The sequence below is a fragment of the Latilactobacillus curvatus JCM 1096 = DSM 20019 genome (assembly GCF_004101845.1).
GTDB classification, from domain to species: Bacteria; Bacillota; Bacilli; order Lactobacillales; family Lactobacillaceae; genus Latilactobacillus; species Latilactobacillus curvatus.
Window position 1 is genome coordinate 1,080,135 of sequence record NZ_CP026116.1, and the last position, 26,999, is coordinate 1,107,133.

General features: G+C 41.9%; 31 protein-coding genes and 1 tRNA gene. 11 read left to right on the forward strand and 21 right to left on the reverse strand.

Annotation, left to right across the window (positions count from 1 at the left end; genetic code table 11):
* Positions 1-74 precede the first annotated feature (74 nt).
* From LCU_RS05660 to map, 5 genes are all read right to left on the reverse strand, one after another.
* Complete coding sequence (locus LCU_RS05660) at positions 75-818, reverse strand: CpsD/CapB family tyrosine-protein kinase (protein WP_056966524.1); 744 nt, start codon at positions 816-818, stop codon at positions 75-77.
* Positions 819-822: 4 nt separating this feature from the next.
* Complete coding sequence (locus LCU_RS05665; RefSeq protein ID WP_056966525.1) at positions 823-1,569, reverse strand: YveK family protein; 747 nt, start codon at positions 1,567-1,569, stop codon at positions 823-825.
* 86 nt (positions 1,570-1,655) lie between these two features.
* On the reverse strand, positions 1,656-2,621 hold the full coding sequence (locus LCU_RS05670) for an LCP family glycopolymer transferase (protein WP_054644499.1): 966 nt from the start codon (positions 2,619-2,621) through the stop codon (positions 1,656-1,658).
* A gap of 449 nt (positions 2,622-3,070) precedes the next feature.
* Positions 3,071-4,006, reverse strand: coding sequence for a YihY/virulence factor BrkB family protein (locus tag LCU_RS05675; RefSeq protein ID WP_004270789.1), 936 nt, complete (start codon positions 4,004-4,006; stop codon positions 3,071-3,073).
* 169 nt (positions 4,007-4,175) lie between these two features.
* On the reverse strand, positions 4,176-4,973 hold the full coding sequence (gene map / locus LCU_RS05680) for a type I methionyl aminopeptidase (protein ID WP_004270776.1): 798 nt from the start codon (positions 4,971-4,973) through the stop codon (positions 4,176-4,178).
* Positions 4,974-5,197: 224 nt separating this feature from the next.
* On the opposite strand from map, the gene LCU_RS05685 reads away from it, so the two are divergent.
* The 4 genes from LCU_RS05685 (at position 5,198) to LCU_RS05700 (ending at position 7,928) form a co-directional block, all read left to right on the forward strand.
* A complete protein-coding gene (locus tag LCU_RS05685; RefSeq protein WP_004270785.1) occupies positions 5,198-5,650 on the forward strand; it encodes a flavodoxin in 453 nt (150 codons plus the stop codon).
* Between the two features lie 446 nt (positions 5,651-6,096).
* The gene (locus LCU_RS05690; RefSeq protein WP_056966811.1) at positions 6,097-6,579 is read left to right on the forward strand and encodes a GtrA family protein; all 483 of its coding nucleotides are present in this window, start codon (positions 6,097-6,099) and stop codon (positions 6,577-6,579) included.
* Positions 6,572-6,994 carry a GtrA family protein gene (locus tag LCU_RS05695; protein WP_056966808.1) on the forward strand — a complete coding sequence of 141 codons (423 nt, stop codon included), beginning with the start codon at positions 6,572-6,574 and terminating at the stop codon, positions 6,992-6,994. Before LCU_RS05690 ends, LCU_RS05695 begins: the two co-directional genes overlap by 8 nt.
* Before the next feature lies 1 nt (position 6,995).
* Entirely contained in the window at positions 6,996-7,928 is a 933-nt protein-coding gene (locus LCU_RS05700) for a glycosyltransferase family 2 protein (protein ID WP_004270786.1), read from the forward strand.
* A gap of 133 nt (positions 7,929-8,061) precedes the next feature.
* Here the strand turns inward: LCU_RS05700 and wecB are convergent, their stop codons facing one another.
* Positions 8,062-9,204, reverse strand: a complete 1,143-nt coding sequence (gene wecB, locus LCU_RS05705) for a non-hydrolyzing UDP-N-acetylglucosamine 2-epimerase (protein WP_056966806.1) — start codon at positions 9,202-9,204, stop codon at positions 8,062-8,064.
* Between the two features lie 146 nt (positions 9,205-9,350).
* On the reverse strand, positions 9,351-9,893 hold the full coding sequence (locus LCU_RS05710) for a TetR/AcrR family transcriptional regulator (protein ID WP_054644190.1): 543 nt from the start codon (positions 9,891-9,893) through the stop codon (positions 9,351-9,353).
* Between the two features lie 162 nt (positions 9,894-10,055).
* Between LCU_RS05710 and LCU_RS05715 the strand changes: the two genes are divergently transcribed.
* From LCU_RS05715 to LCU_RS05730, 4 genes are all read left to right on the forward strand, one after another.
* A complete protein-coding gene (locus tag LCU_RS05715; protein ID WP_054644189.1) occupies positions 10,056-11,288 on the forward strand; it encodes an aminopeptidase in 1,233 nt (410 codons plus the stop codon).
* Positions 11,288-11,470 carry a hypothetical protein gene (locus LCU_RS05720; protein WP_004270777.1) on the forward strand — a complete coding sequence of 61 codons (183 nt, stop codon included), beginning with the start codon at positions 11,288-11,290 and terminating at the stop codon, positions 11,468-11,470. Before LCU_RS05715 ends, LCU_RS05720 begins: the two co-directional genes overlap by 1 nt.
* Positions 11,471-11,697: 227 nt before the next feature.
* Positions 11,698-12,402 (forward strand): VIT1/CCC1 transporter family protein, encoded by a 705-nt coding sequence (locus LCU_RS05725; RefSeq protein ID WP_004270792.1) that lies wholly within the window; start codon positions 11,698-11,700, stop codon positions 12,400-12,402.
* 140 nt (positions 12,403-12,542) lie between these two features.
* The gene (locus LCU_RS05730) at positions 12,543-12,863 is read left to right on the forward strand and encodes a DMT family transporter (RefSeq protein ID WP_054644188.1); all 321 of its coding nucleotides are present in this window, start codon (positions 12,543-12,545) and stop codon (positions 12,861-12,863) included.
* 29 nt (positions 12,864-12,892) lie between these two features.
* Here LCU_RS05730 and LCU_RS05735 read toward each other — a convergent pair whose 3' ends face one another.
* From LCU_RS05735 to LCU_RS05780, 10 genes are all read right to left on the reverse strand, one after another.
* Positions 12,893-13,237 carry an iron chaperone gene (locus tag LCU_RS05735; RefSeq protein ID WP_054644187.1) on the reverse strand — a complete coding sequence of 115 codons (345 nt, stop codon included), beginning with the start codon at positions 13,235-13,237 and terminating at the stop codon, positions 12,893-12,895.
* Positions 13,238-13,322: 85 nt separating this feature from the next.
* Positions 13,323-14,186: a class II fructose-1,6-bisphosphate aldolase gene (gene fba / locus LCU_RS05740; RefSeq protein ID WP_054644186.1), complete on the reverse strand. Its 864-nt coding sequence runs from the start codon at positions 14,184-14,186 to the stop codon at positions 13,323-13,325.
* A gap of 199 nt (positions 14,187-14,385) precedes the next feature.
* Positions 14,386-14,459: transfer RNA gene (locus LCU_RS05745), tRNA-Arg, on the reverse strand.
* A gap of 58 nt (positions 14,460-14,517) precedes the next feature.
* Complete coding sequence (locus LCU_RS05750; protein WP_004270787.1) at positions 14,518-15,711, reverse strand: MFS transporter; 1,194 nt, start codon at positions 15,709-15,711, stop codon at positions 14,518-14,520.
* 71 nt (positions 15,712-15,782) lie between these two features.
* Complete coding sequence (locus tag LCU_RS05755; RefSeq protein WP_039098240.1) at positions 15,783-16,307, reverse strand: transcription repressor NadR; 525 nt, start codon at positions 16,305-16,307, stop codon at positions 15,783-15,785.
* 433 nt (positions 16,308-16,740) lie between these two features.
* A complete protein-coding gene (locus tag LCU_RS05760; protein ID WP_035186699.1) occupies positions 16,741-18,186 on the reverse strand; it encodes a glycoside hydrolase family 1 protein in 1,446 nt (481 codons plus the stop codon).
* 37 nt (positions 18,187-18,223) lie between these two features.
* Entirely contained in the window at positions 18,224-18,643 is a 420-nt protein-coding gene (locus LCU_RS05765; protein ID WP_054644185.1) for a DUF3284 domain-containing protein, read from the reverse strand.
* 103 nt (positions 18,644-18,746) lie between these two features.
* Positions 18,747-19,076, reverse strand: coding sequence for a PTS lactose/cellobiose transporter subunit IIA (locus LCU_RS05770; RefSeq protein WP_054644184.1), 330 nt, complete (start codon positions 19,074-19,076; stop codon positions 18,747-18,749).
* Between the two features lie 302 nt (positions 19,077-19,378).
* Positions 19,379-20,716 (reverse strand): DEAD/DEAH box helicase, encoded by a 1,338-nt coding sequence (locus LCU_RS05775; RefSeq protein ID WP_056966704.1) that lies wholly within the window; start codon positions 20,714-20,716, stop codon positions 19,379-19,381.
* 17 nt (positions 20,717-20,733) lie between these two features.
* On the reverse strand, positions 20,734-21,726 hold the full coding sequence (locus LCU_RS05780) for a Gfo/Idh/MocA family protein (RefSeq protein WP_054644183.1): 993 nt from the start codon (positions 21,724-21,726) through the stop codon (positions 20,734-20,736).
* A 201-nt stretch (positions 21,727-21,927) separates the two neighbouring features.
* Between LCU_RS05780 and LCU_RS05785 the strand changes: the two genes are divergently transcribed.
* The gene (locus tag LCU_RS05785; RefSeq protein ID WP_056966702.1) at positions 21,928-22,272 is read left to right on the forward strand and encodes a DUF4828 domain-containing protein; all 345 of its coding nucleotides are present in this window, start codon (positions 21,928-21,930) and stop codon (positions 22,270-22,272) included.
* Positions 22,273-22,324: 52 nt separating this feature from the next.
* On the opposite strand, the gene LCU_RS05790 is transcribed toward LCU_RS05785, so the two are convergent.
* Both LCU_RS05790 and LCU_RS05795 read right to left on the reverse strand, forming a co-directional pair.
* Positions 22,325-22,690: a YxeA family protein gene (locus tag LCU_RS05790; RefSeq protein WP_056966700.1), complete on the reverse strand. Its 366-nt coding sequence runs from the start codon at positions 22,688-22,690 to the stop codon at positions 22,325-22,327.
* A 16-nt stretch (positions 22,691-22,706) separates the two neighbouring features.
* Entirely contained in the window at positions 22,707-23,456 is a 750-nt protein-coding gene (locus LCU_RS05795; protein WP_004270871.1) for a GH25 family lysozyme, read from the reverse strand.
* Between the two features lie 149 nt (positions 23,457-23,605).
* Here LCU_RS05795 and LCU_RS05800 point away from each other — a divergent pair, with 149 nt between their 5' ends.
* Both LCU_RS05800 and LCU_RS05805 read left to right on the forward strand, forming a co-directional pair.
* On the forward strand, positions 23,606-23,800 hold the full coding sequence (locus LCU_RS05800; RefSeq protein ID WP_056966697.1) for a hypothetical protein: 195 nt from the start codon (positions 23,606-23,608) through the stop codon (positions 23,798-23,800).
* Positions 23,801-23,824: 24 nt separating this feature from the next.
* Positions 23,825-24,748, forward strand: coding sequence for an SPFH domain-containing protein (locus LCU_RS05805; protein WP_004270863.1), 924 nt, complete (start codon positions 23,825-23,827; stop codon positions 24,746-24,748).
* A gap of 58 nt (positions 24,749-24,806) precedes the next feature.
* Here LCU_RS05805 and LCU_RS05810 read toward each other — a convergent pair whose 3' ends face one another.
* Together LCU_RS05810 and LCU_RS05815 are read right to left on the reverse strand one after the other, a co-directional pair.
* Entirely contained in the window at positions 24,807-25,622 is an 816-nt protein-coding gene (locus LCU_RS05810; protein ID WP_080563413.1) for an alpha/beta hydrolase, read from the reverse strand.
* Between the two features lie 67 nt (positions 25,623-25,689).
* A complete protein-coding gene (locus tag LCU_RS05815) occupies positions 25,690-26,982 on the reverse strand; it encodes a PTS transporter subunit EIIC (RefSeq protein WP_056966695.1) in 1,293 nt (430 codons plus the stop codon).
* Positions 26,983-26,999: the final 17 nt, after the last annotated feature.

Below are 26,999 nucleotides of genomic sequence, written 5' to 3' on the forward strand. Positions count from 1 at the left end.
GCGTGTATTCTCGACCTCTATCGCTTTATCAAGGTTCTGCTTTTGTACTTCCATATTTATACCCCCCAGGTTTATTACTTTATTTCCTCTGCTCCATAGTACCCACCATAATAACCGCCATAATAGCCGCCCGTATTCTCAGCCTTCACGCGGTTCATAATGGTTCCTAAAATTCGGGCATTAACGACTTCTAACAACTCTTTTGCCTTGGCAACCGAACCCTTTTCAACAATCCCTTGTGGTACCACCAAAATTGTCCCATCAACTTTGCTAGCAAGGATTTGTGCATCCGTCACCGATATTACAGGCGGTACATCAAAAATCACTAAATCAAAATGCTTTGTTAACTCTTGGATTAATTTATCCATCTTCTTCGTATTCAGTAATTCAGATGGATTAGGTGGTACAACCCCGCATGGTAGAACAAATAAATGATCAACTGGTGTTTTTTGAATCGTATTAGTTAAATCAAAGGTTTCGTCGGTTAAGAGTGATGTTAGTCCACGTTTGTTCGGTACTTGAAAGGTTTGATGCACTGTTGGCCGCCGCATATCAGCATCAACTAGTAACACATCAACCCCTTGATCAGCCCAAGTAACTGCGACGTTCGCACTAACCGTGGACTTGCCTTGTGATGGGCCAGCAGATGTAAAGACAACACTCCGTAATTTTTGATCAATTGATGAGAATTGAATATTCGTTCGAACCGTTCTGAATTGTTCCGCAATGACTGAAGTCGGTTCCGTTAACGTAATTAAGCCAACCCCTTCTTTCATACTTGCTTGGTCTAAACCCTTTTCTTTTCTAAATAAGCTCATTTTCCTATCCTCTTCTCGATAAGCGACTACTACTTACATTGATAATCGCTTTTTTAATCAAATCTTTATCAGCAATGTTATTGACGATTCCTAAACTGGTTAAACCAAGTTCTTCTGTTAAGAAACTTTCTTCTTTAACCGTCTTATCCATTAATTCCCGTACAAAGGCAAACCCAATTCCTAATAACAACCCTAGCACCAGACCAATTAAGACGTTCAAGTTCTTTTTGGGTGACACTGGTGTTAAATTCGGTTTGGCTTCTGAAATGATTGAGACGTTGTCAGTCCCACTCATAATTTTCGGTACTTTTTTCTGAAATGTTTGTGCCGTTGTATTGACAATATCTGCCGCAGTATAGGCATTATCAGACTTAGCTGTAATTGAGAAGACTTGCGAATTTTGATTATTAGCAACACTAATCATGCTAGCAAGTTCACCAGCAGTAAGTTTGTGGCCATTTCCCTTATTCATCTTACTTACCACTGAATCCATAATGACCGGTTTTGTAATTAAATCCTTGTAGGTGTTAATCATTTGAACATCAGTTTGTACTTGGTTCCATTGTGCACCAGCATCAGTGCTTTGTTTACGGTTAACCAATAACTCTGCTGAAGCACTATATTGTGGTGTAATCAAGAAAAACGTAACAATGATTGCTAACAGCGTACATACAACCGTTGATGATAGAATAAGGCGGCGATACTTGCGCAAGATGCCGAAAATCTGTTCAATATTAATTGTTTGTTCCATGATACCCTCCAGAAATTAATTAACAGTTATAACTACTTTGTCCATACGAAAAGAAGTTAACCAATACTGGTTAGCTTCTTCCGTGGTTATTTTAAATCTAGTTGTTTTCTTAGAAGTGTCGACATCTTTGATACCTCAGTTGGATTCATGACTTGGAACGATTGCCCGTCAATCATCTGCCCAGTCCCTTTCAATTGTAATGTCTTGAAGTTCATCGCATCCCCATAATTTTGTTGAATGTTCAAGACATCCTTCAAGGTGATATTAGTTTGCATATTATTCGCTAGCACCTGTAAGATTTGGTTATAGTTTGTCACCATATTTAATGAAGTTGCTTTCTTCAAAACAGCTTGAACAATTGCTTGTTGGCGAAGTTGCCGACCAAAGTCTCCGCGTGGATCGTCGTAGCGCATCCGTGAGAATTTCAAAGCAGTTGGTCCATCAAGACTGACTGTTCCCTTTTCGAAATGGTGACCTTCGTAGGTAAAGTCCAAATCATTTTCCACAGTCACGCCACCAACAGCATCCACCAATTGTTCTAAGCCCTTCATGTTAACTAGTACGTAATAATCGACCGGTACGTTTAAGAAGGCTTGGACAGTATTAACTGCCATCGGAATGCCGCCATAGGCATACGCGGCATTAACCTTAGCCGTTTGATCATAGCCAACGATTGGTACCCGTGAATCCCGGGCGATACTCAACATGTTGGTTTCCTTAGTCGTTGGATTGACCGTTGCGAGCATCATTGTATCAGTCCGGCCTTTTTCGGTTCGGCCTAGTTCCCCTGTATCTGTACCGAGTAAGAGGATCGAGAAAGGCGTCTTCTTATTTAGTTCGACTTTTTCTGAAACTTTGCGCTTATTTTGTGTCTTACCTTTAGGTTTATATACTGTCTTGGCGGTTTGATTAACATCCATATAGACCTTAGCTGCGAATGCACCTCCGGCAAGAATCAATACCCCAAGAACAACTAAAATCACTTTTGTTAATGTCCAGCCTCTACGCCGGTGTTTATGATGATGGTGTCGCTTCTGTTCTTCTGCAGTCATCCGTTTCGTATCCCCCTCGAAAACTAAACAAAAAAATAATCAATCACATTATTTACTATTTATAATCACGATATTTCTATTCTATCATAGTATAACTTTTATTAAAAAGAAATCCTTTTCTGGAATACACCTTAATAAAAAACACTTAGTTTTCACACTAGATTGTGCACAACTCCCTTAACATTGGGCGGTAATTCAATATTCAAGATTTTTAAATAATTAAATATTTTTAAAGTATCGAAAGTGAAAGTGGTTTACGAAATCTAAGTCCATCAAAAAACCGATATGTAAAAACATTAGTTTGACATATCGGTTGAGATAAATAATTTTAATTTTAGAGACTAAAAATAGGTTGTAATCATCCGGTTGATTCCCGAATTCTTACAACCTATATAATTGGTTAACGTTTCAATTCATATTTGTGCTTTGTCTCATTAATTTTTCGGCTGTCATTCATTTTGATCGCGCCGACGCGCAATGAAGTCATGAACCTTACCGCGACTGGCGTTAACATGCCCATGCAGTGCTTCTTCAATCACAACATTCAAGACAGCCCCAACCATCAGAATCGTTGCGGAATAATTCAGCCACAAGAGTAAGATAATCACCGCACCGATTGCACCGTAACTATTCCATGACGTGCCGAAGTAACGAATATACAATGAGAAGGCTTGTGCAAGAATTAACCAGCCAACCGTTGTCAGTGCTGCCCCTGGCAGAACACTTCGCAATCGCATTTTCACATTCGGAACGAAGAAATAGATGAAAATCAGCAGTAGGAACAAGGCGATCCCCGTCACTGGCCATTTTAAACTACTAAAAATATTAACGTATGTCTTAGGAATGTTAAAGATTGGGACTAATAATTCCAAAACTTGTTGCCCGAATGTAAAAACAACAATTAAACCGACTAATAATAGAAGTAATAATAATGTACTCCCCAAAGAAATCAGGCGTTTTAAAACAAAGTTCTGAACTTTTTCAACACGATACGCGCGGTTAATACTATTTTTTAAGGCATTAATCCCCATGCTCGCTGCCCACAACGTCCCCAAGATCCCGACGGACAATAAGCCATCATTGCGTTTCTTCAATAGGGACTGCAGAACTGGCATAATCTTGTCGAATATCGTGGGCGGCACCGCCGTTTGGACGTAATCCGCCACACTCATTACATCTAACTGGAAGTACGGTAAGATGTTCCCGATAACGATTAATAGTGGGAAGATTGATAATAACGAATAATATGCGATTACCTTCGAATTATCAGTAATGCTTGCTTCTGATGAACGCAACATCATTAACTTCACCACAGCAATCAACTTCTGCCGTCTGGATAAGTCCTGTTTTACCACCGGTAACTGGTTTTGATTGTCTACTGTCATATGTCACTCCAAATTCTCTTTTACACATTAGTCGTTCTACCTGAAAGGCTTATTTTCCCGACTTCTTAAGGCATGTTTATCATTTCTATTATACACGAATTAACTATGGGCTAATAGTTTTCTGAAAGCAAAAAAAGAAACCTTCTCATTTTAGAGAAGGTTCGTGATTTTATAGTAAATATTTAGCATCCATTTCTGGATCTTGTGAGGTTAGAATCTTAGGACCATCTTTGGTAATCGCAATTGTGTGTTCATATTGCGCACATGGTGTGCCATCTGCTGAGACGTAATATTCCCAGTCTTCGCCAGGGACTTCTTTTGACTTGATGTGCCATGTGCCACCTAAGATGACCATTGGTTCAATTGTGATGGTCATCCCTTCTTTAAGGCGCAAGCCCTTGCCCGCTTCACCGTATGAAGGCACGTTTGGTTGTTCGTGCATCGTTGGTTGAATACCATGTCCAATCAATTCACGGACGTCACCGTAGCTGTTTTCAACTTCGGTATATTGTTGGATGGCGTGGCCGATATCACCTAGGCGATTGCCGACAACGGCTTGATCAATGCCTAAGTAAAGTGCTTTGCGCGTATCGTCCATTAATTTTTGTAATTCTGGTGCGATTTCGCCAACCGCATAAGTCCAGCAAGAATCACTTTCATAACCGTCCAAGTTAACGGTCATGTCGACACTGACAATGTCGCCTTCTTTTAGAATTAAGTTCTTCCGTGGAATGGCATGTGCCACTTCTTCATTCACGCAGACACAAGTTGCGTACTTGTAGCCTTCAAAGCCTTTTTCAGATGCTTTGGCACCGTGTTGTTCGATGTAGTCGTTTGCGAATTCTTCAATTACCCAGCTCGAAATACCTGGTTTGATGATGTCGCGCAAACCGCGATGAACGCCGGCAATAATGGCGCCAGAAGCAGCCATCCCTTTAATTTCTCGTTCAGATTTTAATGTAATCAAAATGAAACCTCCAATATTGTTACCATTGTAGCCTTTAATTGTATCTATTTCTATATTATACGCTATCTGCCATTAAAATGGACGAATCGTCGCTTTTTAGTTCAATTAACCGTGAAAGAGCCGTTGCACCTTTTCTTAATAAGGGGCTTTTGCTATAATGCCTTATAGTATAATTCGTTAATTGCGGCCACTGAGCGCCGCGTACGTGAAAGGATGTCCCAATAATGGCAACTGCTAAAGTAGTCTATGCAAGTATGACCGGCAATAACGAGGAAATTGCCGAAATCGTTGAAGAAGCCCTCGAAAGTTTGAACGTCGACGTTGAAACCACTGAAATCTCTCAAGCAGATCCTGCCGATTTTGAAGACAGCGATATCTGTATCGTCTGCAGCTACACCTATGGCGATGATGGCGATCTCCCCGATGAAGCCGTTGATTTCTACGAAGATCTCAAGGATATTGATTTAACTGGTAAAGTCTACGGTGTCTGTGGCTCCGGTGATACGTTCTACGATGACTTCTGTAAAGTGGTTGATGATTTTGCAGCCGTCTTCGAACAAACCGGCGCAACAAAGGGTTCAGACGTTGTCAAAGTCGATCTATCAGCAGAAGCAGAAGATATTGAACATCTTGAAAAATTCGTATCAGAGATTGTTGCAAAACAAAGTGCACTATAAGCTCGGTCAGTATCCGAGCACTAACCTAGTCTGGCAAACAGCCAACTTGTTGGCTATTTGCCGGACGTAGCTAGGCACAGGATACTAGCTTATAAAGCACGTTTCAAGTCAGAGTGCGTTTGAAACGGTTATGCTTTGAGCATTAACTGGATTTGCCGAATAGGTGATGCAATCACCTATTTGGTAAATTTGGTTAAGCGCAGAAGTATGTTTCAACAAGCACGTTTCAAGTCAGAGTGCGTTTGAAACGGTTATGCTTTGAGCATTAACTGGATTTGCCGAATAGGTGATGCAATCACCTATTTGGTAAATTTGGTTAAGCGCAGAAGTATGTTTCAACAAGCACGTTTCAACCAATCTTCCCTGGGCCGCGGTTACGTCCCTTTTTACCGCGGCCCTTCTTTTGGTCTTTTAGACCTTAATAAATCAAACTAGGAGCTGTCTTTATGGCTTTCATTAAACGGTTAGTGTTTAAATACCGCGATTTTTTGACCTATACGATTTTTGGTTTTTTAGCATCGTTGGTTAATATTTTTACTTACTGGGTATTTCGCCACACCATTATTTGGCCGTATTTACTCGCCAATACAATGGCGTGGTTTGTCGCGAATTTATTTGGCTTTTTTACCAATAAGTCGCTTGTATTCCAATCCAAATACACCACGTTTGGCGCTGTGTGTCGTGAAGTGCTTTCGTTTTTCTTTTTCCGTGGTGTATCCTTTTTCTTGGATAACGGTTTGATGATTGTCGCCATCTCCTTCTTAGGGTGGCAGAGTATGACCGCCAAGATTATCGATCAGTTAATTGTCGGCATTGTCAACTACATCACCACCCGCTACACTTTCAAAAGAACAGAACAACAAATGGTACTCCGGGGGCGGATTCTCCGGCGATACAATGCCATTTTGAAAAGAGGTCACAATGATTAAAGCCATTCAACAACTCATTCAAAAATACTGGGAACAATTAATGTACTTGGTCTTTGGTGTCTTAACGACTCTGGTCAACATGGTCGTTTTCTTCGGATTAGACCACTATACAACTATCAATTATCTCGTCAGCAACACGATTGCCTGGTTCTTATCCGTGCTATTTGCCTTTTTCACCAATAAAACGTGGGTCTTTCAGTCAAAATATACAACTTTAAAGGACTTTTCCCGCGAGATGGCTAGTTTCTTTTTCTTCCGTGGTATATCATTTATAATGGATACAGCAATGATGTTTGTTGGGATTTCCTTATTGGTATGGCCCAACATGCTTGTTAAAGTGCTAGATCAGATTATCGTGATTTTAGCGAACTATGTATTTAGCAAATGGATTTTCAAAGATACTTCGGAGGATTAAGATGACTAAGACGATTTCAATTATTGTACCCTGTTATAACGAGCAAGAATCAATTCCGCTTTTCTACGCAGCAGTTGAGAAAGTAGCGGCTACTCTAGCCGACCACCGCATCGAATACATCTTCGTTAACGATGGTTCTGCTGATGAAAGCCTGGCGGAAATGCGCGCGTTACAGGCACAAGACCCTGAACACGTTCACTACATTTCATTCTCTCGGAACTTCGGTAAAGAGGCTGCCTTGTATGCTGGCTTACAAGCCGCAACTGGCGACTACGTTTCAGTGATGGATGTTGACTTACAAGATCCGCCTGAACTATTACCCGAAATGATTCACGGCATTGAAGTCGAAGGCTACGACTGTGTCGGCACTCGCCGGACAACACGTGCGGGCGAACCCCCCGTTCGTTCGTTCTTCGCTAAACAATTTTACAAGATTATCAACCGAATTTCACAAACTGAAATCGTGGATGGCGCTCGTGATTATCGCTTGATGACTCGGCAGATGGTCAATGCCATCTTAGAGATGTCTGAATACAACCGCTTTTCAAAAGGGATTTTCAGTTGGGTCGGCTTTGACACCAAGTACTTAGAATATAAGAACCAAGACCGCGTTGCTGGTCAAACCAGTTGGTCATTCTGGGGACTCTTCAAATATTCATTGGATGGGATTGTAACTTTCTCAGAAACACCATTAGCCATTGCGTCCTTCGTCGGCTTTTTCTCATTCGTGATTGCCCTGCTTGCATTAATCTTCATCGTTATTCGTGCTTTGATTTTTGGTGATCCAACAAACGGTTGGCCATCACTCATTTCAGTTATCCTAATGGTCGGCGGTTTACAACTCCTATGCCTAGGGATTGTCGGCAAATACATCGGCAAAATCTACCTAGAAGTTAAAAACAGACCAGTGTATATTGTGAAAGAAAAGAAATAAAGTGCGTTTGGTTGCACTTAGCAACTGAGTATTAAGACAAAAAACAGTTTGAATCCGCACGTTTATCTCATCAAAAAAAGCCCTCGCCATTATCAGTCAAAATGATAATGGTCGAGGGCTTTTTCAATGCTCATTATTTAAACGCTTCTGGTTTTTCTTTTGATTGACCAAAATGATAAGCAATTGCATCTAAAATCCGTTGAGATGCTTGTCCATCACCATATGGATTCTTGGCATGGGCCATTGCATCATACACAGCTTGGTCATCTAACAGTTCAACCATCGCATCATGAACTTGTTCTGGTTGTGTCCCAACCAACTTCAACGTGCCTGCTTCAACCCCTTCAGGGCGTTCAGTTGTGTCCCGTAAGACCAACACAGGTTTGCCTAATGACGGTGCTTCTTCTTGCACACCACCAGAATCAGACATGATGAAGAAACTCCGTGCAGCTAAGTTGTGGAAATCAACAACATCCAATGGATCGATTAAATGAATCCGTGGGTGATTGCCTAAGATATCTTGCGCTGCTTCTTGCACAACAGGGTTCAAATGCACTGGATAGACGATTTCAACATCATCATGGGTTTCAACAACTTGGCGCATTACCTTGAAGACCCGTTTCATTGGTTCACCTTGGTTTTCACGTCGATGCATTGTTACTAGAATCATTCGTTTGTCAGCATCAACAACATCCAAGATTGAATGATTGTAGTCGCTTTGAACCGTTTGCTTCAATGCATCAATTGCAGTATTCCCTGTAATATAAATAGCCTTTTGTGGATGATTTTCTTGTAATAAGTTGGCTTCACTTTGACTGGTTGGTGCAAAATAAAGATCACTGAGTACATCTGTTAATTGGCGATTCATTTCTTCTGGGAATGGTGAATACTTATCCCAAGTTCTTAGTCCTGCTTCAACATGGCCAATCGCTGTTTGATTGTAGAATGCACTAATGCTTGCTGCGAAAGTAGTGGTTGTATCCCCATGAACCAATACGATATCCGGTTTTTCAGTTGCAATCACTTTATCAAGGTTCATTAATACGTTACTAGTAATTTCACTAAGTGTTTGTCGTTGTTTCATAACGTCCAAATCGTAATCTGGTTTAATTTTAAAAATTTCAAGCACTTGATCTAACATTTGACGATGTTGGGCAGTTACCACCGTCACAGCTTCGAATTCATCTGCGCGTTCTTTCAATGCTAATACTAGCGGCGCCATCTTAATTGCTTCTGGTCGTGTCCCAAAAACAGTCATTACTTTAATTTTAGACACAAATTTGCCTCCTACCATTTAATAAGTTAACACCTCCTATATTACACGTTTTATAAGGGTTTGCCAATCCATTGCAGTCTTATTCCCTTGAGTCAAATGAATAACAGTCTGAATATTAAAAAGGACGCCTTTTTAGGCGTCTCTTTTTAAAAACATCGCTTCAACATTCGTTTGAGCATCGCGTCTATTTCTGCGTCACTATAGTGTACCAACTTCGCATTCGTTAGGGTCGCCAAACCCGTAATAATGATCCACGCTTCGTTAATAATGCGTTCGTGTTCTGACTCACTAACCGTTTTTAACGGTTGATAGTCCTGCAATCTAGTTTGCGTCAATTGCCCCATGAAAAGTTGTGCTTCATCCTTACCAAAGTGGTTATCAATAAATAACGCACGGTAAAGTTCTGGTTCGATTGTAGCAAAATGAATATAGCCAATCCCGAGATTGACTAAGGCATCATCTGTTCGTTGTTCTTCACTGACATACCACACCAAACGCGCCTTGGCTTGTTCCAAAATGGCTTGCTTGAGATTGGCCATATTACCGAATTCTAAATAGATGGGTTGTGTCGAACAGTCTAGTGCCTTGGCAAGGCTGCGCGCTGTAATTGCTTTTAAACCATCCGCTAATACCATTTCGTATGCTTTATCCAGAATTTGCTCCGCTTTAATCCGTTTTGTCCGTGCCATCGTTCCCACTCCTTAACCGATCAATCCGTTTTTCAATATTATCTACTGTCACTCTACCACAAAATTAAATAACATGAAAACGTTTTTATCTGTTTTACGAGTTTTTTAAATCGCCATGTGCTATGATAAACATATTAAATCGCCCTTAAGGAGGAATTTTTGATGACTACTTTCCAACATAATCTTGAAAAATACGCCGCTTTAGTCGCTAAAACAGGAATTAACGTCCAACCTGGTGATACAGTGGTGCTCCAAATCGCTGTTACGCAAGCTGAATTCGCCCGTGATATGACAGCTGCTTGCTACGATCTCGGAGCAGCAGAAGTGATCATTAAATGGCAAGATGATGACATCGATCGAATCAATATGCAACACAAAGCCGAAGATCGCCTCGTTAACGTGCCAGACTTCCAGAAACAAGAATACGATTACTGGTTAGCAAATAACGCCAAACGGATTTCGGTGATGTCGAGCAATCCTGATAACCTTAAGGGCCTCGATGGTGATCGGGTCGCTGCTGTTCAAAAGGCAAACGGTCAAGCAATGCTTAAAGTTCGCCAAGCAACACAAGCCAACAAAAATAGTTGGATTGTAATTGCCGCAGCTAGTCCCGCTTGGGCAAAGAAAGTCTTTCCTGATATGGACGAACAAGTCGCAACTGATAAGTTATGGACAGAGATTTTCAAAACAACCCGAGTAGATAAAGAAGACCCAATCCTTGCTTGGGAACAACATGGTAAGAAACTGCAAGCCAAAGCCGCTGAATTAAACGCTGCGCAATACAAAGCACTCCATTACACAGCCCCTGGCACTGATCTCACAATTGGGTTACCTGAAAACCACATCTGGATGGGTGGTCCTAGCCGTAGTAGTGATGGTCGTTCATTCGTCGCTAACATGCCTACTGAGGAAGTTTTCTCAGCAGCTGATGCCAACAACATCGATGGCTACATTTCTTCTACGAAACCATTGAGTTACGCTGGTAACACACTCAACAACATGCAATTTACTTTTGAAAACGGTAAAGTGGTCAAAGCCACCGCTGAAGAAGGCAACGATGTCTTACAAAAACTCTTACAAACCGATGCTGGGGTCAAGAGCTTAGGTGAAGTCGCACTTGTACCAGATCCTTCACCAATTTCACAATCAAAGATCACCTTCTACAATACCTTATTTGACGAAAATGCTTCAAACCATTTGGCACTCGGCTCTGCTTACGCCTTTTCAATTGAAGGCGGCACAGATATGTCTGAAGAGGAATTAAAAGCAGCTGGTTTAAACCGAAGTCAAGCCCACGTTGACTTCATGGTCGGTTCCAGTCAAATGAACATCGATGGCTTAACACACGACGGTCAGATTGTCCCCATTTTCAGAAACGGTGACTGGGCTGACTAATGATTACATGGCTCATGCTCCTTGGCGTCTGCGTTTGTCTAACCACCTTCTTCATTGGACTAACCGCCTATAGCGCCTACCAGAAACAAGCGATTGGTGGTCTAATCATTGTGTGCGTTGCCGGTTTAGTCTTAACCGCAATCACGGCATTCTTCTACTACCAAGCACTGACACATTTATAATTCGAAAGGGTCGCGACAAAATTTTTTGTTGCGACCCTTTTTGATGTGCTAGACTGTTGGCATACTTTTTGTTCACTATATCATTATTCGTTAGTAATAATGATTCGTATGTACTGGTATAACAGGTTTTATACAATGTTTTTGTTGTGAACAATTGCTCAAAAATAATTGATAATCCTTCTCAATTAGCTATAATGAAGTTAAATCAACCAGAGGAGTCCGCCATTATGAAAGAATTATCCGCCAGTGCACCACTCGAACATCGTTTCCATTTATCAGAACGTTTGAACATTATCCGCGCCGGCGTTTTAGGTGCAAATGATGGCATTATCTCTGTAGCTGGAATCGTAGTCGGTGTCGCGAGCGCCCACCAAAGTCAGTACACGATTTTTCTTGCTGGTATTTCTGGCATGCTTGCTGGCGCCTTTTCAATGGGTGGCGGTGAATACGTCTCGGTCAGCACGCAACGTGATACGCAGAAATCCATGATGCGGCTTCAAAAAGAAGCCATCCAAAACGAATACGCTGCTGAAGTGGCCAGTCTACAACGGACTTACGAATCAAAAGGCTTACCCACTCCACTTGCACATCAGGTAGCTTCAGCGTTCATGCAAAAAGACAGTCTTGACATCACACTCCGCGAAAAATACAATATTGAATTACACCATTACTTCAACCCGTGGCATGCCGCCTTTTCATCATTTTTCTCATTCATGTTAGGCTCATTGCTGCCAATCATCGCCATCCTAGCAATTCCATACCCTTACAAAGTCAGTGGAACTATTGGTTCAATTGTCCTTGCCCTTATCGCGACCGGTTACACGAGTGCAACGTTAGGCAAGGCAAACCGACTCAAAGGTGTTTTGCGCAACGTCTTAACCGGCGTCTTAACCATGGTCGTCACCTATTTAATTGGTGGTTCTATCGGCTAAGCTTCACTTTTAACCTAAAATTTGCTATGCTATAACTAATTTAATCGTCGCCACCGGGCAGTTAATCACTTCATTAGGTCAAAGAAGAAGTGATTGGCTGTCCTTTTTTTGTGGCCGATATTATTAGGAGGTTCTATTGTGTGGCATGGGTTGATTTATTGATTGCAGGATTGGCAGAAGTTTGGTGGGCAACGACTATGAAAATGAGTAGTGGGTTCACTAAGCTCAATTACACATTACTGACGATTGCTAGCATGCTCGTCAGCTTCGGTTTTCTAATTCGTGCGACGAAGGGATTACCATTGAGCATTGCTTATCCGGTTTGGACCGGAATTGGCGCAGTGGGAGCTATTTTAGTCGGCATCATCTTATTCAATGAACACATTTCTTTATTAACCTGGCTATTCGTTATTTTATTAGTAATCGGAATTCTCGGCATTAAAATGACGAGTGGTCATTAAAAAATAGGCTTACCCATTTTGGGTAAGCCTTATTTATTAACGTGTTCTAATTGCCAACTCGCGATAGTTTGAATCAACTCGATTGGTAATGCCGTTACATCTTTTTCGAATTGTAGTGTCCCTTTGCCGGTCTGACATGGTGCGACAGCTTTTGCAAAATGGGCCATCGGTTGATTAGTGGGATAAAACCCAATGTGCCGTTTATTAATGCCAAAATAGCAAACTGCTTTAGGCTGATAATACCCAACCAAACCATAAGCCAGCTTCATCTCTGCGTCCGGTAACACTGCCCAAAGAATGGTGTGCATTGCCAGTGCGAGTGTTCGATCAGCATCAGTTGTAAGGCCTGCATTATATTGCTCAATAACTGTCATCTTATCCCCACCTTTATTTTGCTCTCATTCTAGCATGAAACCACAAAAAAAGCCCAACCGAAGTTGGACTCTTGAAAAACAATAATTATTTAACAGCTGGTGTACCGAACCATTCGATACGTGATTCAACTGTGTCTTTGATTGCTTTTGTACCTGGTGCAAGAACTTTACGAGGATCGAAGCCTTTTTCAGCTTGATCTTTGTTTTCTGCATAGTATTCTTTAACAGCGTTTGACCATGCGATTTGTTGTTCTGTATTAACGTTAACTTTTGAGATACCCATTTCGATTGCTTTAAGGATTTGTTCCTTAGGAATACCTGAACCACCATGTAATACAAGTGGTAAGTCAATAACGTCAGCTAATTCTTGTAAACGGTCAAAGCTTAAACCTTGCCAGTTTTCAGGGTATACACCATGAATATTACCAATACCAACTGCTAAGTAGTCAGGACCAGCAGCTGCTAATTGTTTAGCTTCTTCAACGTCAGCTAATTCGCCAGCACCGATGATACCGTCTTCTTCGCCACCAATTGAACCAACTTCGGCTTCAACTGAGATGCCTTTAGCATGTGCTAAAGCAACGATTTCTTTTGTCTTTGCTAAGTTTTCTTCGAATGGTAAATCATGACCATCGAACATAACTGAGTTGTAACCAACTTCGATACATTCTTTAGCAGCTTCGTAGTTACCGTGATCTAAATGCATGATAACAGGAACTGTGATGTTCATTGACTTGATTGTTTGTTCAACCAAGTTCTTGCATAATTCGTAACCACCCATATATTTAGCAGCACCCATTGATGTTTGGATCAAGATTGGTGTGTTAGTTTCTTGAGCAGCACCTAAGATAGCACGTGTCCATTCAAGGTTGTTTGTGTTGAAAGCACCAACAGCGTAATGACCTTCACGAGCAGCTTTAAAGATTTCTGTACCATTAACTAATGACATGAAAAAGCCTCCAGATTAATTGCAACTTTTGCGTTGCGATTTTTGAATACGAATCTATTTTAACATATTTTCACCTAATATAAATCATAAATCCGTAACTTTCTGAAAGTGAAAGCGTAATCATTCCGCTTGATTATTTTACACCAATTAAAAAGCACACTAGTTAATCTAGTGTGCTTTTACGACAATTGCTTCAAAGTGCGCCCGGCGAGAATCGAACTCGCAACCTATCGCTTAGGAGGCGATTGCTCTATCCAGTTGAGCCACGAGCGCCTATGAGTCATATTGTCGCATCTGTTGTTTTAATTGTAAAGTTGATTTTAATAAATCTTTATTCATCCGTTAAAACGGCGTTCATCGTTTCTTGACCTAAAAAGAACACGGCACCAGCCGCTAATAGTATCGCACCCGTAAAAAGTGTAAAAATCACGGCTACTGATACCCCCTGCTGAATTAGCGCACCAACTAAAAATGGCCCAACCACACCGCCAATTCGCCCGATGCCAGCTGCTAAACCACTCCCACTTCCACGGACAAGTGCAGGATATTGTTCTGGGGTATAAGCATATAGCGCCCCCCATGCACCAAGATTGAAAAAGGATAACAGCGCACCGGCCACGAGTAACATGGCAACTGAGTTTGCATTGCCAAACAATAATGCACTGAGTGCTGTTCCGATTAGAAAGCCACCTAAAACACGTTTCCGCCCCCATTTTTCAATCAACCATGCTGCTACAAAGTAGCCTGGTAATTGTGCCAAGGTCATAATCAGCACATATTCAAAACTTTTAACCAAGCTGAACCCTTTTAAGACCATCACACTGGGGAGCCATAAAAACATCCCATAGTATGAAAAGACCACTAAAAACCATACGAGCCATAACATAATTGTTCTTTGGCGATACGCTGGTTCAAATAAAACACGCAATCGTTGCATGAATGGTACCTTACGGTTAATCGTCGTCGGTTCATGCTCTTGTTTAACATGTTTCCGTAACACAAGTGTGTAGATGGCGGGCAATGACGTGATCAATAAGACCACTCGCCAGCCCCAAACTGGAATGACAAAATAGGCGAGTAAACTGGCAACTAACCACCCGGCTGCCCAAAAACTTTCTAACAATACGACAGCCCGACCGCGCGATGCCGTTGGCGTATTCTCCGAGATTAATGTCGAGGCTACCGGTAGCTCGCCACCCAACCCAGCACCGACCAATAACCGGAGTACTAGAAATAGACTCAACGATGTACTAAAGGCAGATATCCCATTGCCAATCGAAAATACTAATAAGGAACAAAGTAAACTGTTTTTTCGACCAATTTTATCAGCTAAAATGCCGAAAATAACGGCGCCAAAAACCATTCCAATTGAACTGACACTCCCAATTAATCCCATTTGTGCGCTACTGAGTTGCCACTCTTTGGCAAGCGCAGCAATCACAAACGATAGCATCCCCACATCCATTGCATCGAACAACCATGCACCACCTGCAGCCCATAAAAGTGTCCTATGTTCTTTTGTCATCCCGCATTACTCCCTTATGTTATGAATGGTCCTATCATACAAAAAGAGTTTACAGATGTCAAGACACCTAATTATGCATTATAATAAATATTTATCTGTTTAAGCGCTGCGACAATTTGCTTAAATCGTTGTTCTGACGCGCATTCAATCGTGTGTAAATGAATGCCGTCGGTTAATGTTGAAAGTAATTTCTGATGGGGCATTGTGGCCATTTTTTGCATAAAGCCTTTGACATCTGTCAAGGTGCCGATTCCCAGTTGACCGGTCAGTTCACCATACAATGGATGATCAACGGTCACGTCGATCACGCGCCCCCCATTTTCAACAATCGTTGTCAATTCGAGTTCAGTCTGCCCCTGATTATGCTGACAGGCAACTTGTGCCTGATATGGCATTGTTTGTTGCGTCTGCGTTTGGTCGTAATAACCGCTAACTGTCGCAATAATTTGGGCCCCTTGTGCGCGAAGTAAGGCGATATCCCCAACAATTGTCTGCCGGCTAACTTTATATTGTTGCGCTAATACTTTGGCACTGATGGGTTGCGCACTCTTTTGAATTGCATTCAGAATTGCTGTACGTCGTTCTTGCGTTGTCATATTGCCACCTCGTCTTGATTTCTTACGCTATATTCTAAGCGTTCTAAAGGCAAAAAGAAAGTGGAGGGTTGAAACGAACTCGTTTTTCCGGATAACCTAAAAATACATATTATGGCTTAAACCCGCCATAATATGTATTTTTTGTTAATCCTCAAAGCCAACCCGTTCGACTGCGCACTCTTGTTTTAAACGTGCTGCTTCGAACTGCCTTTTCCGGTTAACCTAAAAATACATACTATGGCTTAAACCCGCCATAATATGTATTTTTCTGTTAATCCTCAAAGCCAACCCGTTCGACTACGCACTCTTGTTTTAAACGTGCTGCTTCGAACTGCCTTTTCCGGTTAACCTAAAAATACATACTATGGCTTAAACCCGCCATAATATGTATTTTTCTGTTAATCCTCAAAGCCAACCCGTTCGACTGCGCACTCTATAGTATTTCCCCGTTGCTTTTAATGACTTTTTGGTACCAGTAGAAACTGTCTTTTGGATAGCGGTTTAGTTCTCTTTCTTCTGTTTCGTCGCGATCCACGTAGACGAAGCCATAGCGTTTTTGATAGCCGTTTGTCCAACTTAATAAATCTGTGAAGCTCCATGTCGTGTAACCGATGACCGAAACGCCATCGGTAATAGCTTCGTGGATGGCTTGAACGTGCGCCTTTAAAAAGGCAATCCGGTAGTCGTCGTGCACTTGCCCGCCTTCTTTCAAGGTGTCATAAGCCCCTAAACCGTTCTCAGTAATTAAGACCGGCAGTCCATAACGGCTCTCAATACGTCTGAGTGCGATTCGAAGTCCTTCGGGGTCAATATTCCAATCCCAGTCAGTTTGTTGCATATAGGGGTTATCAGCGGTCTTGTAGACGCCTGGCAACCCACTTGCTTGGCTAGTGCCCTTTTTACCGGAAGTATTTTGCTTGGTCAAACCAACGCCACCTTCTAGTGGGTTAGTCGTAACTGTCATCGTCTGATAGTAATTCAACCCCATAAAATCGGGATGTGCGAGTGGATCGGCTAATAAAGCTTGGTCCGCTTCAGTAATTTCGGGTGCAATCCCGTTTCGTTCGAGATAAGTCATCACTAATTTCGGATAACGGCCCCAAGCATAAACGTCCATCCACAAATCAGCGTTAATTTGTTCGGCATTATCAGCCGCAATTTGATTTTCTGGGTCCGCATTCAGCGCATAAGTTGGGCTGTAGGCAAAACTAGGTCCGATGCCCCCTTGATAGCCTTTTTCATGGAATAATTTAATCGCACTAGCATTGGCAAGGTTTGCCATATGATTAGCTTGATAAGTTCGCTTAGCATCAGTCACTGCTGGCGGATGCTCCGCTGTTAAATAGCCGTGAGTGATGAAGACATTTTGTTCGTTCAAGGTAACCCAATGTTGCACACGATCGCCGAAGCGTTCGAACAATAAGCCTGCGTAGTTGGTAAAATCTTCAATAATTTGACGCGATTCCCAACCGCCATATTCGGCTTGCAACGCTTGCGGTAAGTCCCAATGATAAATCGTCACGATTGGTTCAATATCATTGGCAATTAATGTATTAATTAAACGATCATAAAAGGCTAAGCCCGCCTCATTCACAGCGCCTTTACCATTTGGTAAGACCCGTGGCCATGAAATCGAAAAACGATAGGCTTTGAGCCCAGCGCGTGCCATTAGCGCCACGTCTTCTTCGAAACGGTGATAGTGATCCACCGCTACATCACCATTCGTGGCTTTGAACGTTTTGCCTGGAATGCGGACAAATTCATCCCACACAGAACGGCCCTTACCATCTTCTTGGTAGGCCCCTTCAATTTGATAGGCCGCAGAAGCTGAACCCCACAAAAAATCTTTAGGAAATGGTGCTAATTGATGGTATTCCATTACTGGTCATCCTACTTTCTCTCAAAGTCATTGCTTATTATTCTGCTTGATATGCTTTTTCGATTTGTTTCAACATTTTCTTAAAGCCGCGTTTACGCATGAAACCCATGACAAAGGCCATCAACATATCATTGGTTTGTTGTAATTTACCATTTGCTTTGGCATTTGCGCGATAGATAACTTCAATAGACTGCGGTCCATTCGCGAAAATATCGTAACTTGATTGATAGCTCCCCCGGGTAGAAGTCGTTTCGTAGTGATAACTCTGATCTTTAATCAGTTGCGTAATCTTCAATGTCGCCCGATTCTTGCCAAATTGCTTGTCGTACGAATAATTAGGCAACTGCGCTTCAGTTAGTTTATCCCCAGTTTGTTGCTTAATATCAAACAACACTGATTCCAGAATCTTCTGATAAAAATAACTAGCTGGCATTTTTAAATTTAATTTAATTTCCATCCCGTTCCCACTCTTCTCTTCAATGTGCCATTTGTTGCTTTTAACTAAAAAGGGCTCGAACAAAAGTCATTTTGTCTTAGCCCTTTTGTTCATTAGCCAAACTTTAATCGACTGGTACACCGGCCATCTTCTTGTAAACGTCAACGACTTCGCCTGCTAAATCGCGGAAAGTAATTGCGTTCATCAAGTGATCTTGTGAGTGAACCGTCAATAATGTCACTTGCATGTGATCGCCACTTGCTTCTTTGGTTAACATATCTGTTTGTGAATTATGGGCTTCTGATAAAGCAGCATCCGCTTCTGCAAGTTTGGCAGCTGCTGTTTCGAAGTCACCTTTCTTAGCGGCCATGATTGCTTCCATTGAGCTACTCTTGGCGTTCCCACCGTTGATAATTAAGCCCATGATTGCTTCTAAGTTCTGTTCTTCTGCCATAGTATGGCACCTCCTATGATCATCTCATCGTGAACCACTTTCGTAACCATTCATTAATTGGTCTAGATATTTCTTCGAGAATGACTAACCAATCCATTAAAAGGCTTTCAAAAATTAGTTCCTGATTGTGAGAGTTCGCCACTATCGCATTTTACGAAGCGAAAGAAAACCCTTACTTATATTGTAATCGCTTCCTAAGATTTGTCAATTAATTACTGATAACCTTTTCACAAACGGACTAGTCCAAAAAAAAGAAACCTTAACAGGTTGTTAAGGTTTCTCGCTCAATCTGGATTAGACCACTAGTCATTATTTTTCTTATGGTAGCCCTTATTCTTTTGATTTCGTTTACGGTTTTTCTTATGTTTTGGTTTTAATGGTGCAGCTGGCTGTTGGCGAACTGGTACTAATTTGGCTTTGCGCGCGCTTGTCGTCGGCGTAGCCTTTTGTACTTGTCCTTCTGTTGCTTCACCAGTAGTTGGTACAGCAGATGTTGCTTTCGTTGCAGCAACTGGTGCTACTTTAGGCGTCACTGGTTTTTCGGCTTCCAAATGATCACCAACCAAATAACGGGTCACAAGATCATATTCAGGCGCCAATAACTTACGCAAATTCCGCCCATCGTGTTGATTGCCCAACGTCAAAACAGTCCCGGTGCGTCCCATCCGACCAGTCCGACCAGCACGATGAATGTAAGTGATTTTTGCGTTTGGTACATCAAAATTAATCACATAAGGTAAGTCGGTGATATCCAAGCCACGGCCAGCCACGTCCGTTGCTAGTAAGAGTTGAATCTTACCTTCACGGAAATCTTTGAGCGCTTTTTGGCGTTCTGTTTGGCGACCTTGCCCTGAGAGTGCGGCATACGTTACTTTTTGATGTTTTAACGTTTGTGCAGCTTGTAAGAGTTGCGCGGATTGGTTAAAAATGACCAAACCTCTAAAATTCTTTTGATGTGCTAAATGGCGTAAGACGTTCACTTTTTGAGCGTTACCAGTTGGGATAAATGCATGCAACACTTCCCCACCCGTCTTATCAATCCCACGCACGTCGATTGTTTCGATTGGCACGCCGAACCATGTTTCCAACTCTAATAAGATATCGGTTGATGTCGCTGAAAAGAAGCCAAGTTGCACATCGGCAGGTGATTCTTGCACGATATGGCGGGTTTCTGAAAGCCCGCTATCCGTCAATAATTCGTCAGCTTCGTCCATAATAATCGCTTGGAGTGTATGGAATTTCACTTTCCGTTGTTCGCTCAATTCTAATAACCGACCAGTCGTTGCCACGATAATCTCTGGTTTGGCCTTAAGCCGTTCGATTTGGCGTTTAACATTCGCCTTCCCCGTAATCGCTTGGACATTACAGTCGATTGCCTTGGCATAAGGTTGAATGACGTCCCGTGTTTGGATCACCAATTCCTGTGAAGGGGCCAAAATTAAGACTTGTAGCCCTTCGCCCGGCATAATTTTTTCTAATAACGGCAATGAAAACGCGAGGGTTTTCCCAGAACCCGTGGGTGCCAGTCCTAGAATTGATTGGTCTTTTTTCAGTGGTTGATAAACTGCCTCTTGGATGGGTGACATTTCTGTAAATCCTTGTTCATCCCATAGTGCTTGAAATAGTGGTGAAACGCTCATGTATTGCCTCCGTCATGTTAATCTGCATCAAATGTTATTCCGGCCGACTGTCTTAATTGATATAAAACTTGGTTGACCGATTCACTTAGCTGTAATAATTCATGATACCGTTTTGTGTCACGATTAGCAATCATCGCCGCGAAATTTTCTGCCTCAGCAACCATTGGATTAGCAAGTGATTGTTCCCCTAGTGACTCAATCTTTTGCCCACCTTCGCTGTAGCGGTCAACACTGCCGATTGTGCCGGCATTATCGAGGACAATCGTCGTTTGGCCACCATAAATTTCAGACGTTAGATAGGAATCAACGGTTTTGCCAAAAATCAACGTGACGTTAAAGGTTGGATAACGCAGTGTTGCGACCCCTTTACCATCCACTCCAGTTGGTAACAATTCAGCTTGATAATCGACTGAATCGGGCACACCAAACCAGCTGACGGCATCATAGACGACATACACGCCGAGATCTTGTAAAGCTCCTCCAGAAAAATGTGGTGAGAAAATATTCGGTTCTCCACCCGCTAAAACAGCGTCATAGCGTGATGAATATTTCATATAGCTCAAGGTCGCGCCATTGATCGCCGGTAATGCGTTGATGGCTTGTTGTACAATCTTAAAGTTGGCCTCATGAATATGACGTGCTGCTTCGAATAAGAATTGGTCTGGATGTTGCTTTAATAATGTTTGCATGGCTGCCATTTCAGCCGGATTACTGAAGGCAGGTTTTTCCACGATGACATTTTTACCCGCTAAAATTGCTTGCTTCGCTTGTTCAAAGTGCAGACTATTAGGTGATGCAATGTAGACGGTTTCAAATTCATTGGCATTCATAAACCCGTCTAAGTCAGTGTAACTTGTGGCTTCTGGTGCGTGATACTTCGTTTTAAATTGGTCAGCTTTATCTGCCGTCCGTGAATAAACAGCTGTTAACTTAAATGATTCAGATTCCCGGGCCGCATCAACAAATTGTCCCGTAATCCAGTTAGTCCCAATAATCCCAAGTGTTTGCATTATAATCAGCTCCCTTATTTAATACTGCCAGTATACGGGATTTAGATCTAGAAGCCTATCGAAAAGTTTTTCTACTGATAAGAATTCCGCCACTATTCACTTCTTTAACCATTCCTTAAAAAAACAGTCGTGAGTCCGATAATTAATTGTCCGCAAACTAACTATTTCGTGGTAGAATAATAGTAAGTTGGGGTGTGACTTATGCGATTTTTTAAATTTCAAAAACCACAAGCAATTTTAAATCGAACCATTCACCAGTATCAGCAAAAAGTTCGGACGACTCAAGCGAGTAAAGTAGCGACTTTTTATGCTGGACACTGGTCTTTTAATGACAACCAAACCCGAAAAAAACACACATTAGAAATTACTCCGAACTTGTTGGTGCAAATCGATCATAAGCCATTGAGTGGTCAAGTCATCTCCCTCACGGAAAACGAATTGGTCTTTCTCGATCACTACGGCTATCAATTAAAAATTACTTGTGAAAATCAACGGCCCGTTTCAGTTTACGATGAAGCCGAAGATATGGATTATCCAATCGAATAGCTATTAAAAAAGGCCCATAACGCTTAGCGTTATGGGCCTTTTTAGTTATTCTTTATTTGTTCAACATTTTTTGAGCTTTATCTGGGACTTCGTTTTTGGCAACCTTTTCCCATGAAACCACACCCTTATTTTTATTGACGATTAATTTGAGGTACGCATTTCGTTTAAGCGGCGTTGATTTATTACCATTAAAATCAACTTTTTTGGTAACACCATCTTCATTGTAGGCTGCTTGTTGATAGTTATAATCGATAACCGTTTCCCCTGCTGAATCCTTTTCTTCCATTCGTGTTCCGTTTGAAACAATCTGTGTATAGTAGGCTTCCCCACCGTAATAATAGCTATGAATTCCCCAACTACCACCGATGAAAATCACCACGATTGCGATTAATAATAACCAGCCTTTGTGTTTAATCATTATTTTCTCTCCGTTTCTATTTAATAGTCTGCCATTGTTGCTTGGTGCCAGTAAAAACTGCTAACTGATAGTTCGTCTGATTATCACTGTTTGGAATCTGACTAGCCATTGTGTATTGCCAGAACCCGTTCTTAGTCGCCAATGTTGGCTGTTCCCGCGTAGTTTGCCACAATGGATAGTCTCCTTTGTGTGGCACATACCGTTTTAATAAGCTGGGTGCACCACCAATGAGACAATTTTGATGATAATGTTGATTAATCAAGGTCACTAGCTGCGCCAGTGCCATTTGCGTTTTCTTTTGTGCGGGCGGTTGTTGTGCATAGTCGTTATAATAATCCAAATAGATCATAATTGGTAAATCACCCGTCTGGCTGCCAACTGCTTTAAAAAGTTGGTCAGCTTGGCGTTCAGGCGAACTATCAAAACTAAAAAAATGAAAGATGCCCACGCGTAAGCCAGTGCCACTTGCTCGACTGTAATTGGTGTCGAAATTATCATCCTTGTAACTGGCCCCTTCAGTTGCTTTTAAATAAACAAACTGAATACCGTCCTTTTTTAACCCGTCAAAATCTTGGTAACCATCTGACTGACTTAATTGCATCCCTAGAATCGGATATTGCGTCGCGCTTGGTCGATCCGAACGGTGTTTCAACCACCAGATAGCACCACCAAGACACAGAGCTACCGCGATAATGCCGATAATTATTTGTCGCCAATAGCGCTTTTGGAAACTGTCTTGAAAAATCGGCGTCACTTTTCGTCTCATCCACGGTTCCTCCATTTCCAGCCTTAGTACGCTTAGTTTACTATCTTCATGCATTCGAGACAAGCCACCTAACAATTTTGTTCGTTACTGTCACTTAGAGTTGCCTTTTATTGGTAATCAGATACAATGTGAACAAAGGGAGGCGGAATATGTTAGATGAACGCTTAGTGGGGTTAACGTTTACTTTACAGGATGCTAAATCAACCGGCGCCGTTAATTTTTTTGGCATCTTATATCATTACCGTGTCGAAGGACCAGCTAGCGCTGGCTTACTCGTCATGGTAACGGCCGTCACACCTTTAGCTTTAATCGTGACAGCGCACCACAATATTCTGGCGTATTAAGCCAGACAAAAGGGAGTTTTTATTATGGGTATTTTCATCAGTATTTTAGTCATTCTTGTTTTAGTTATTGTTGCAGTCACCCTCTTTTCATCATTTGCCTTGATTCATACCGGGGAAGTTGGGATTTTGGAACGCTTAGGGGTCTACGTTAAAACGCTTGATCCTGGTTTCCATTTGGTCATTCCATTCATTTATCACATCACAGAAATCGTTAATATGAAACAAATCCCCTTAAAAGTCGCTGAACAAGAAGTCATTACCAAAGACAACGTGGTTGTTATGATTTCGGAAACGATTAAATATCACATCACTGACGTCAATGCGTACGTTTATAAAAATAAAGATTCCGTTCTAAGTATGGTCCAAGACACCCGTGCACAATTACGTGGGATTATTGGGAACATGGACTTGAACGATGTTTTAAATGGCACCGAAAAAATTAACCAAACCCTTTTTGAACAACTTAGCGAAGTAACAGCCGGCTACGGCTTAAACGTTGATCGGGTCAATATCGATTCAATTCAAGTGGCCCACGATATCCAAGAATCAATGAATAAATTGCTCCGTGCTTCGCGTGAAAAAGAAGCCAACATTATGGAAGCCGAAGGGCTCAAAGCCGCCGCAATCCGTAAAGCTGAAGGGTTAAAAGAAGCGAATATTCTAGAAGCCGAAGCCAATAAACAAACACAAATTTTGGAAGCTGAAGGGAAAGCTCAAAGTGAACGAACAATTGCCGAAGCTGTTAAAGATCAAATTAATTTGATCAACGCCAGCTTAGTCAATAACGGCGAACTCTATCTTCAATATAAGAATATTGAAGCGATGGAACACATCGCAGACGGTCAAAATAACACCATTGTCTTGCCAAATAAGTCAATCGATAGCTTGGGTAATTTGCCAGCAATTGGTGCTCTAGTTCAAAAAGAAAGTACCAAGCATTCTAATTAATGAGTGCCAATAAAAAAGGCCCCAGAATAACAACCTTACTGCTATTCTGGGGCTTTTTTTATTGGTCTTCTGAAGGTGTTGAATCCTTAGGTGTTGGTTGTGCATTGCGGGTGTTCTTTTTGCTGAGAATGTACTGTTCTAACAAGGCCACAATCTGTTGATTCTGTGGTAGATCAGAGTGTTGTGCTTGGTCACCTGTCACTGTAATTTCGGTGTAGTGCTTGACTTGCCCTTGATAAATGTACTTCCCCGCCTCTACACTACGCGCGGGTACAATCCCATCATTTTCAAAGTTTTCCGTTCCCGCAATTGAATACATCGATAAGTTCGTCGGAATATTTTTACGTTTCTTAATGAAATCCGTCAGCATCTGTGACTTATGCGTAATCGACGTTTCGGAAAAGTTATACGGCGAACCAATCGTCATCAACTTCTTCACTGTAATATCATCGCGATTAAAATAATCTTCTAAAAAAGCTGTATAAATTAAGCCACCATTGGAATGGCCAACCGCTTTAAAGTTATTAAATTGATACTTCTTAGTCAACGCGGTAAACGCCAGCGAAAACCATTTAGCTTGCTTTTGAATATTACTGTAACCGTCCTTATTATTTTCAAAACCAACCACGATAAACGGTTCATTATCCCGCGGTTTAATTTCCCCTGAATAGCTAATCTGATTATTTTCATGCACAGTTAGTTTTAACAAGCTGTGCCGATTCCCGCGGTTAGCGTTCAATTTAGCCACTAATTCATCAAACCGATTTTGGGTTGCACTACTCCCTGGAATAAAAATTACCGGTGACATTCGTGAATCATGGCGCTTAGCTAAGGTCATCACGCTCTGGCGACTCCATTGAGCAGCTGGCCACATTAATCCGCCGATCAAGGCCAAACTAATGACTAACAACCAGAGGCTTTTTTTTCTTAATTTGGCCAATTTATGCCGCCTCCTTTACGAGTGCTAATTGATCTGCCAATTGGACAAACGGCTTGTAGATCATCACGCCGACGACAACGTTTAATACCGTCACCGCCAGCGCGACTAAATCACCGTTGGTGCCCATGAACGCTTGCAATAAGCCGGGGGTCCCAAGTGGAACCGTGAAGACTACCGACGGCATGAGATTCAATGCAACTGCTGCCGATGCAATCCCCATGTTTACCAGTGGTACCAATAAGAATGGAATCACATACAAGCCATTTCCAATGACAGGCATTCCCACAAGGACCGCGCTATTAAAGTTAAATAAAACGGGCAACAACGACCATCGACCAATCAAATGATAATCCCTTTGTTTGCTGAAGATGAAAACGGCAATCACTAAGGCTAATGTCCCACCCGTCCCGCCAATCGCACCAAAGGGTTCATACAAAGTCCCTAACGTGAACGGATATGGAACGTGCCAAGCCGTGTGATGACTAAATGCATAGTTTAAGTTGGCCGAGGATGCGATTCCCTCACGCCCAAATTGGGCCAATGTTGGCATACTCGTTAATCCAAAAAAAGTTAAGCTAGTGGCCGCTAAACCAGTCCCCAACGTGAAAAGCAGACCCGTTTGATTTGCTTTTAGTGATTGTAATCGTAAGATGACTTGATCTGGCAAGATTGAAATCGCCAACCAATTTAGCAGGACACTCAGCCCTAAAATGACGCCGAGCACCAATAAAATCGCCCACATAGAATCCAATGAACGTCCTACTGCTGACCCATTCAACGGTAAATCGCGCCGATGAGGTCGTCCTAATTTTTTGAAGGCTAATCCAGTCAGATAGCCGACTAATAGGCCAAAAAATAAGCCCCCCATTCCCAACATCTGGCTGTTGAAAGATAAGCCCTCATTTGGCGTCAACCGTAACGCTAAGATTAAATAGGCAATAAGCCCCGTAATGCTGGCTAATTGTTCATCACGCTTATAGTGTTTGGCTGTATAGCGCGCCGCACACATCGCTGCTAATGCCGCAACGATTCCTAACGTCAAACTCGTAATGCTGTCAAACATCATCTGAAAGATATTCCGTTTACTCAACCAATTCGAAAGATGAAATACATTCACAACAAAACTATTCCGGTTAAAAAGTGCTAGCTGGATGAGTTGGCTGATACTCCCAATCAAGACAAATGGAAATAACAACGTTAAACTTCGCTGCATAATCTGATAGACCGCCGCGGATTGGAATCGGTTAAAATGTTGCGCTAAGCGCATCATTATAGATTGTTTTTTGACATTCATGCGTTAACCCTCTAAAC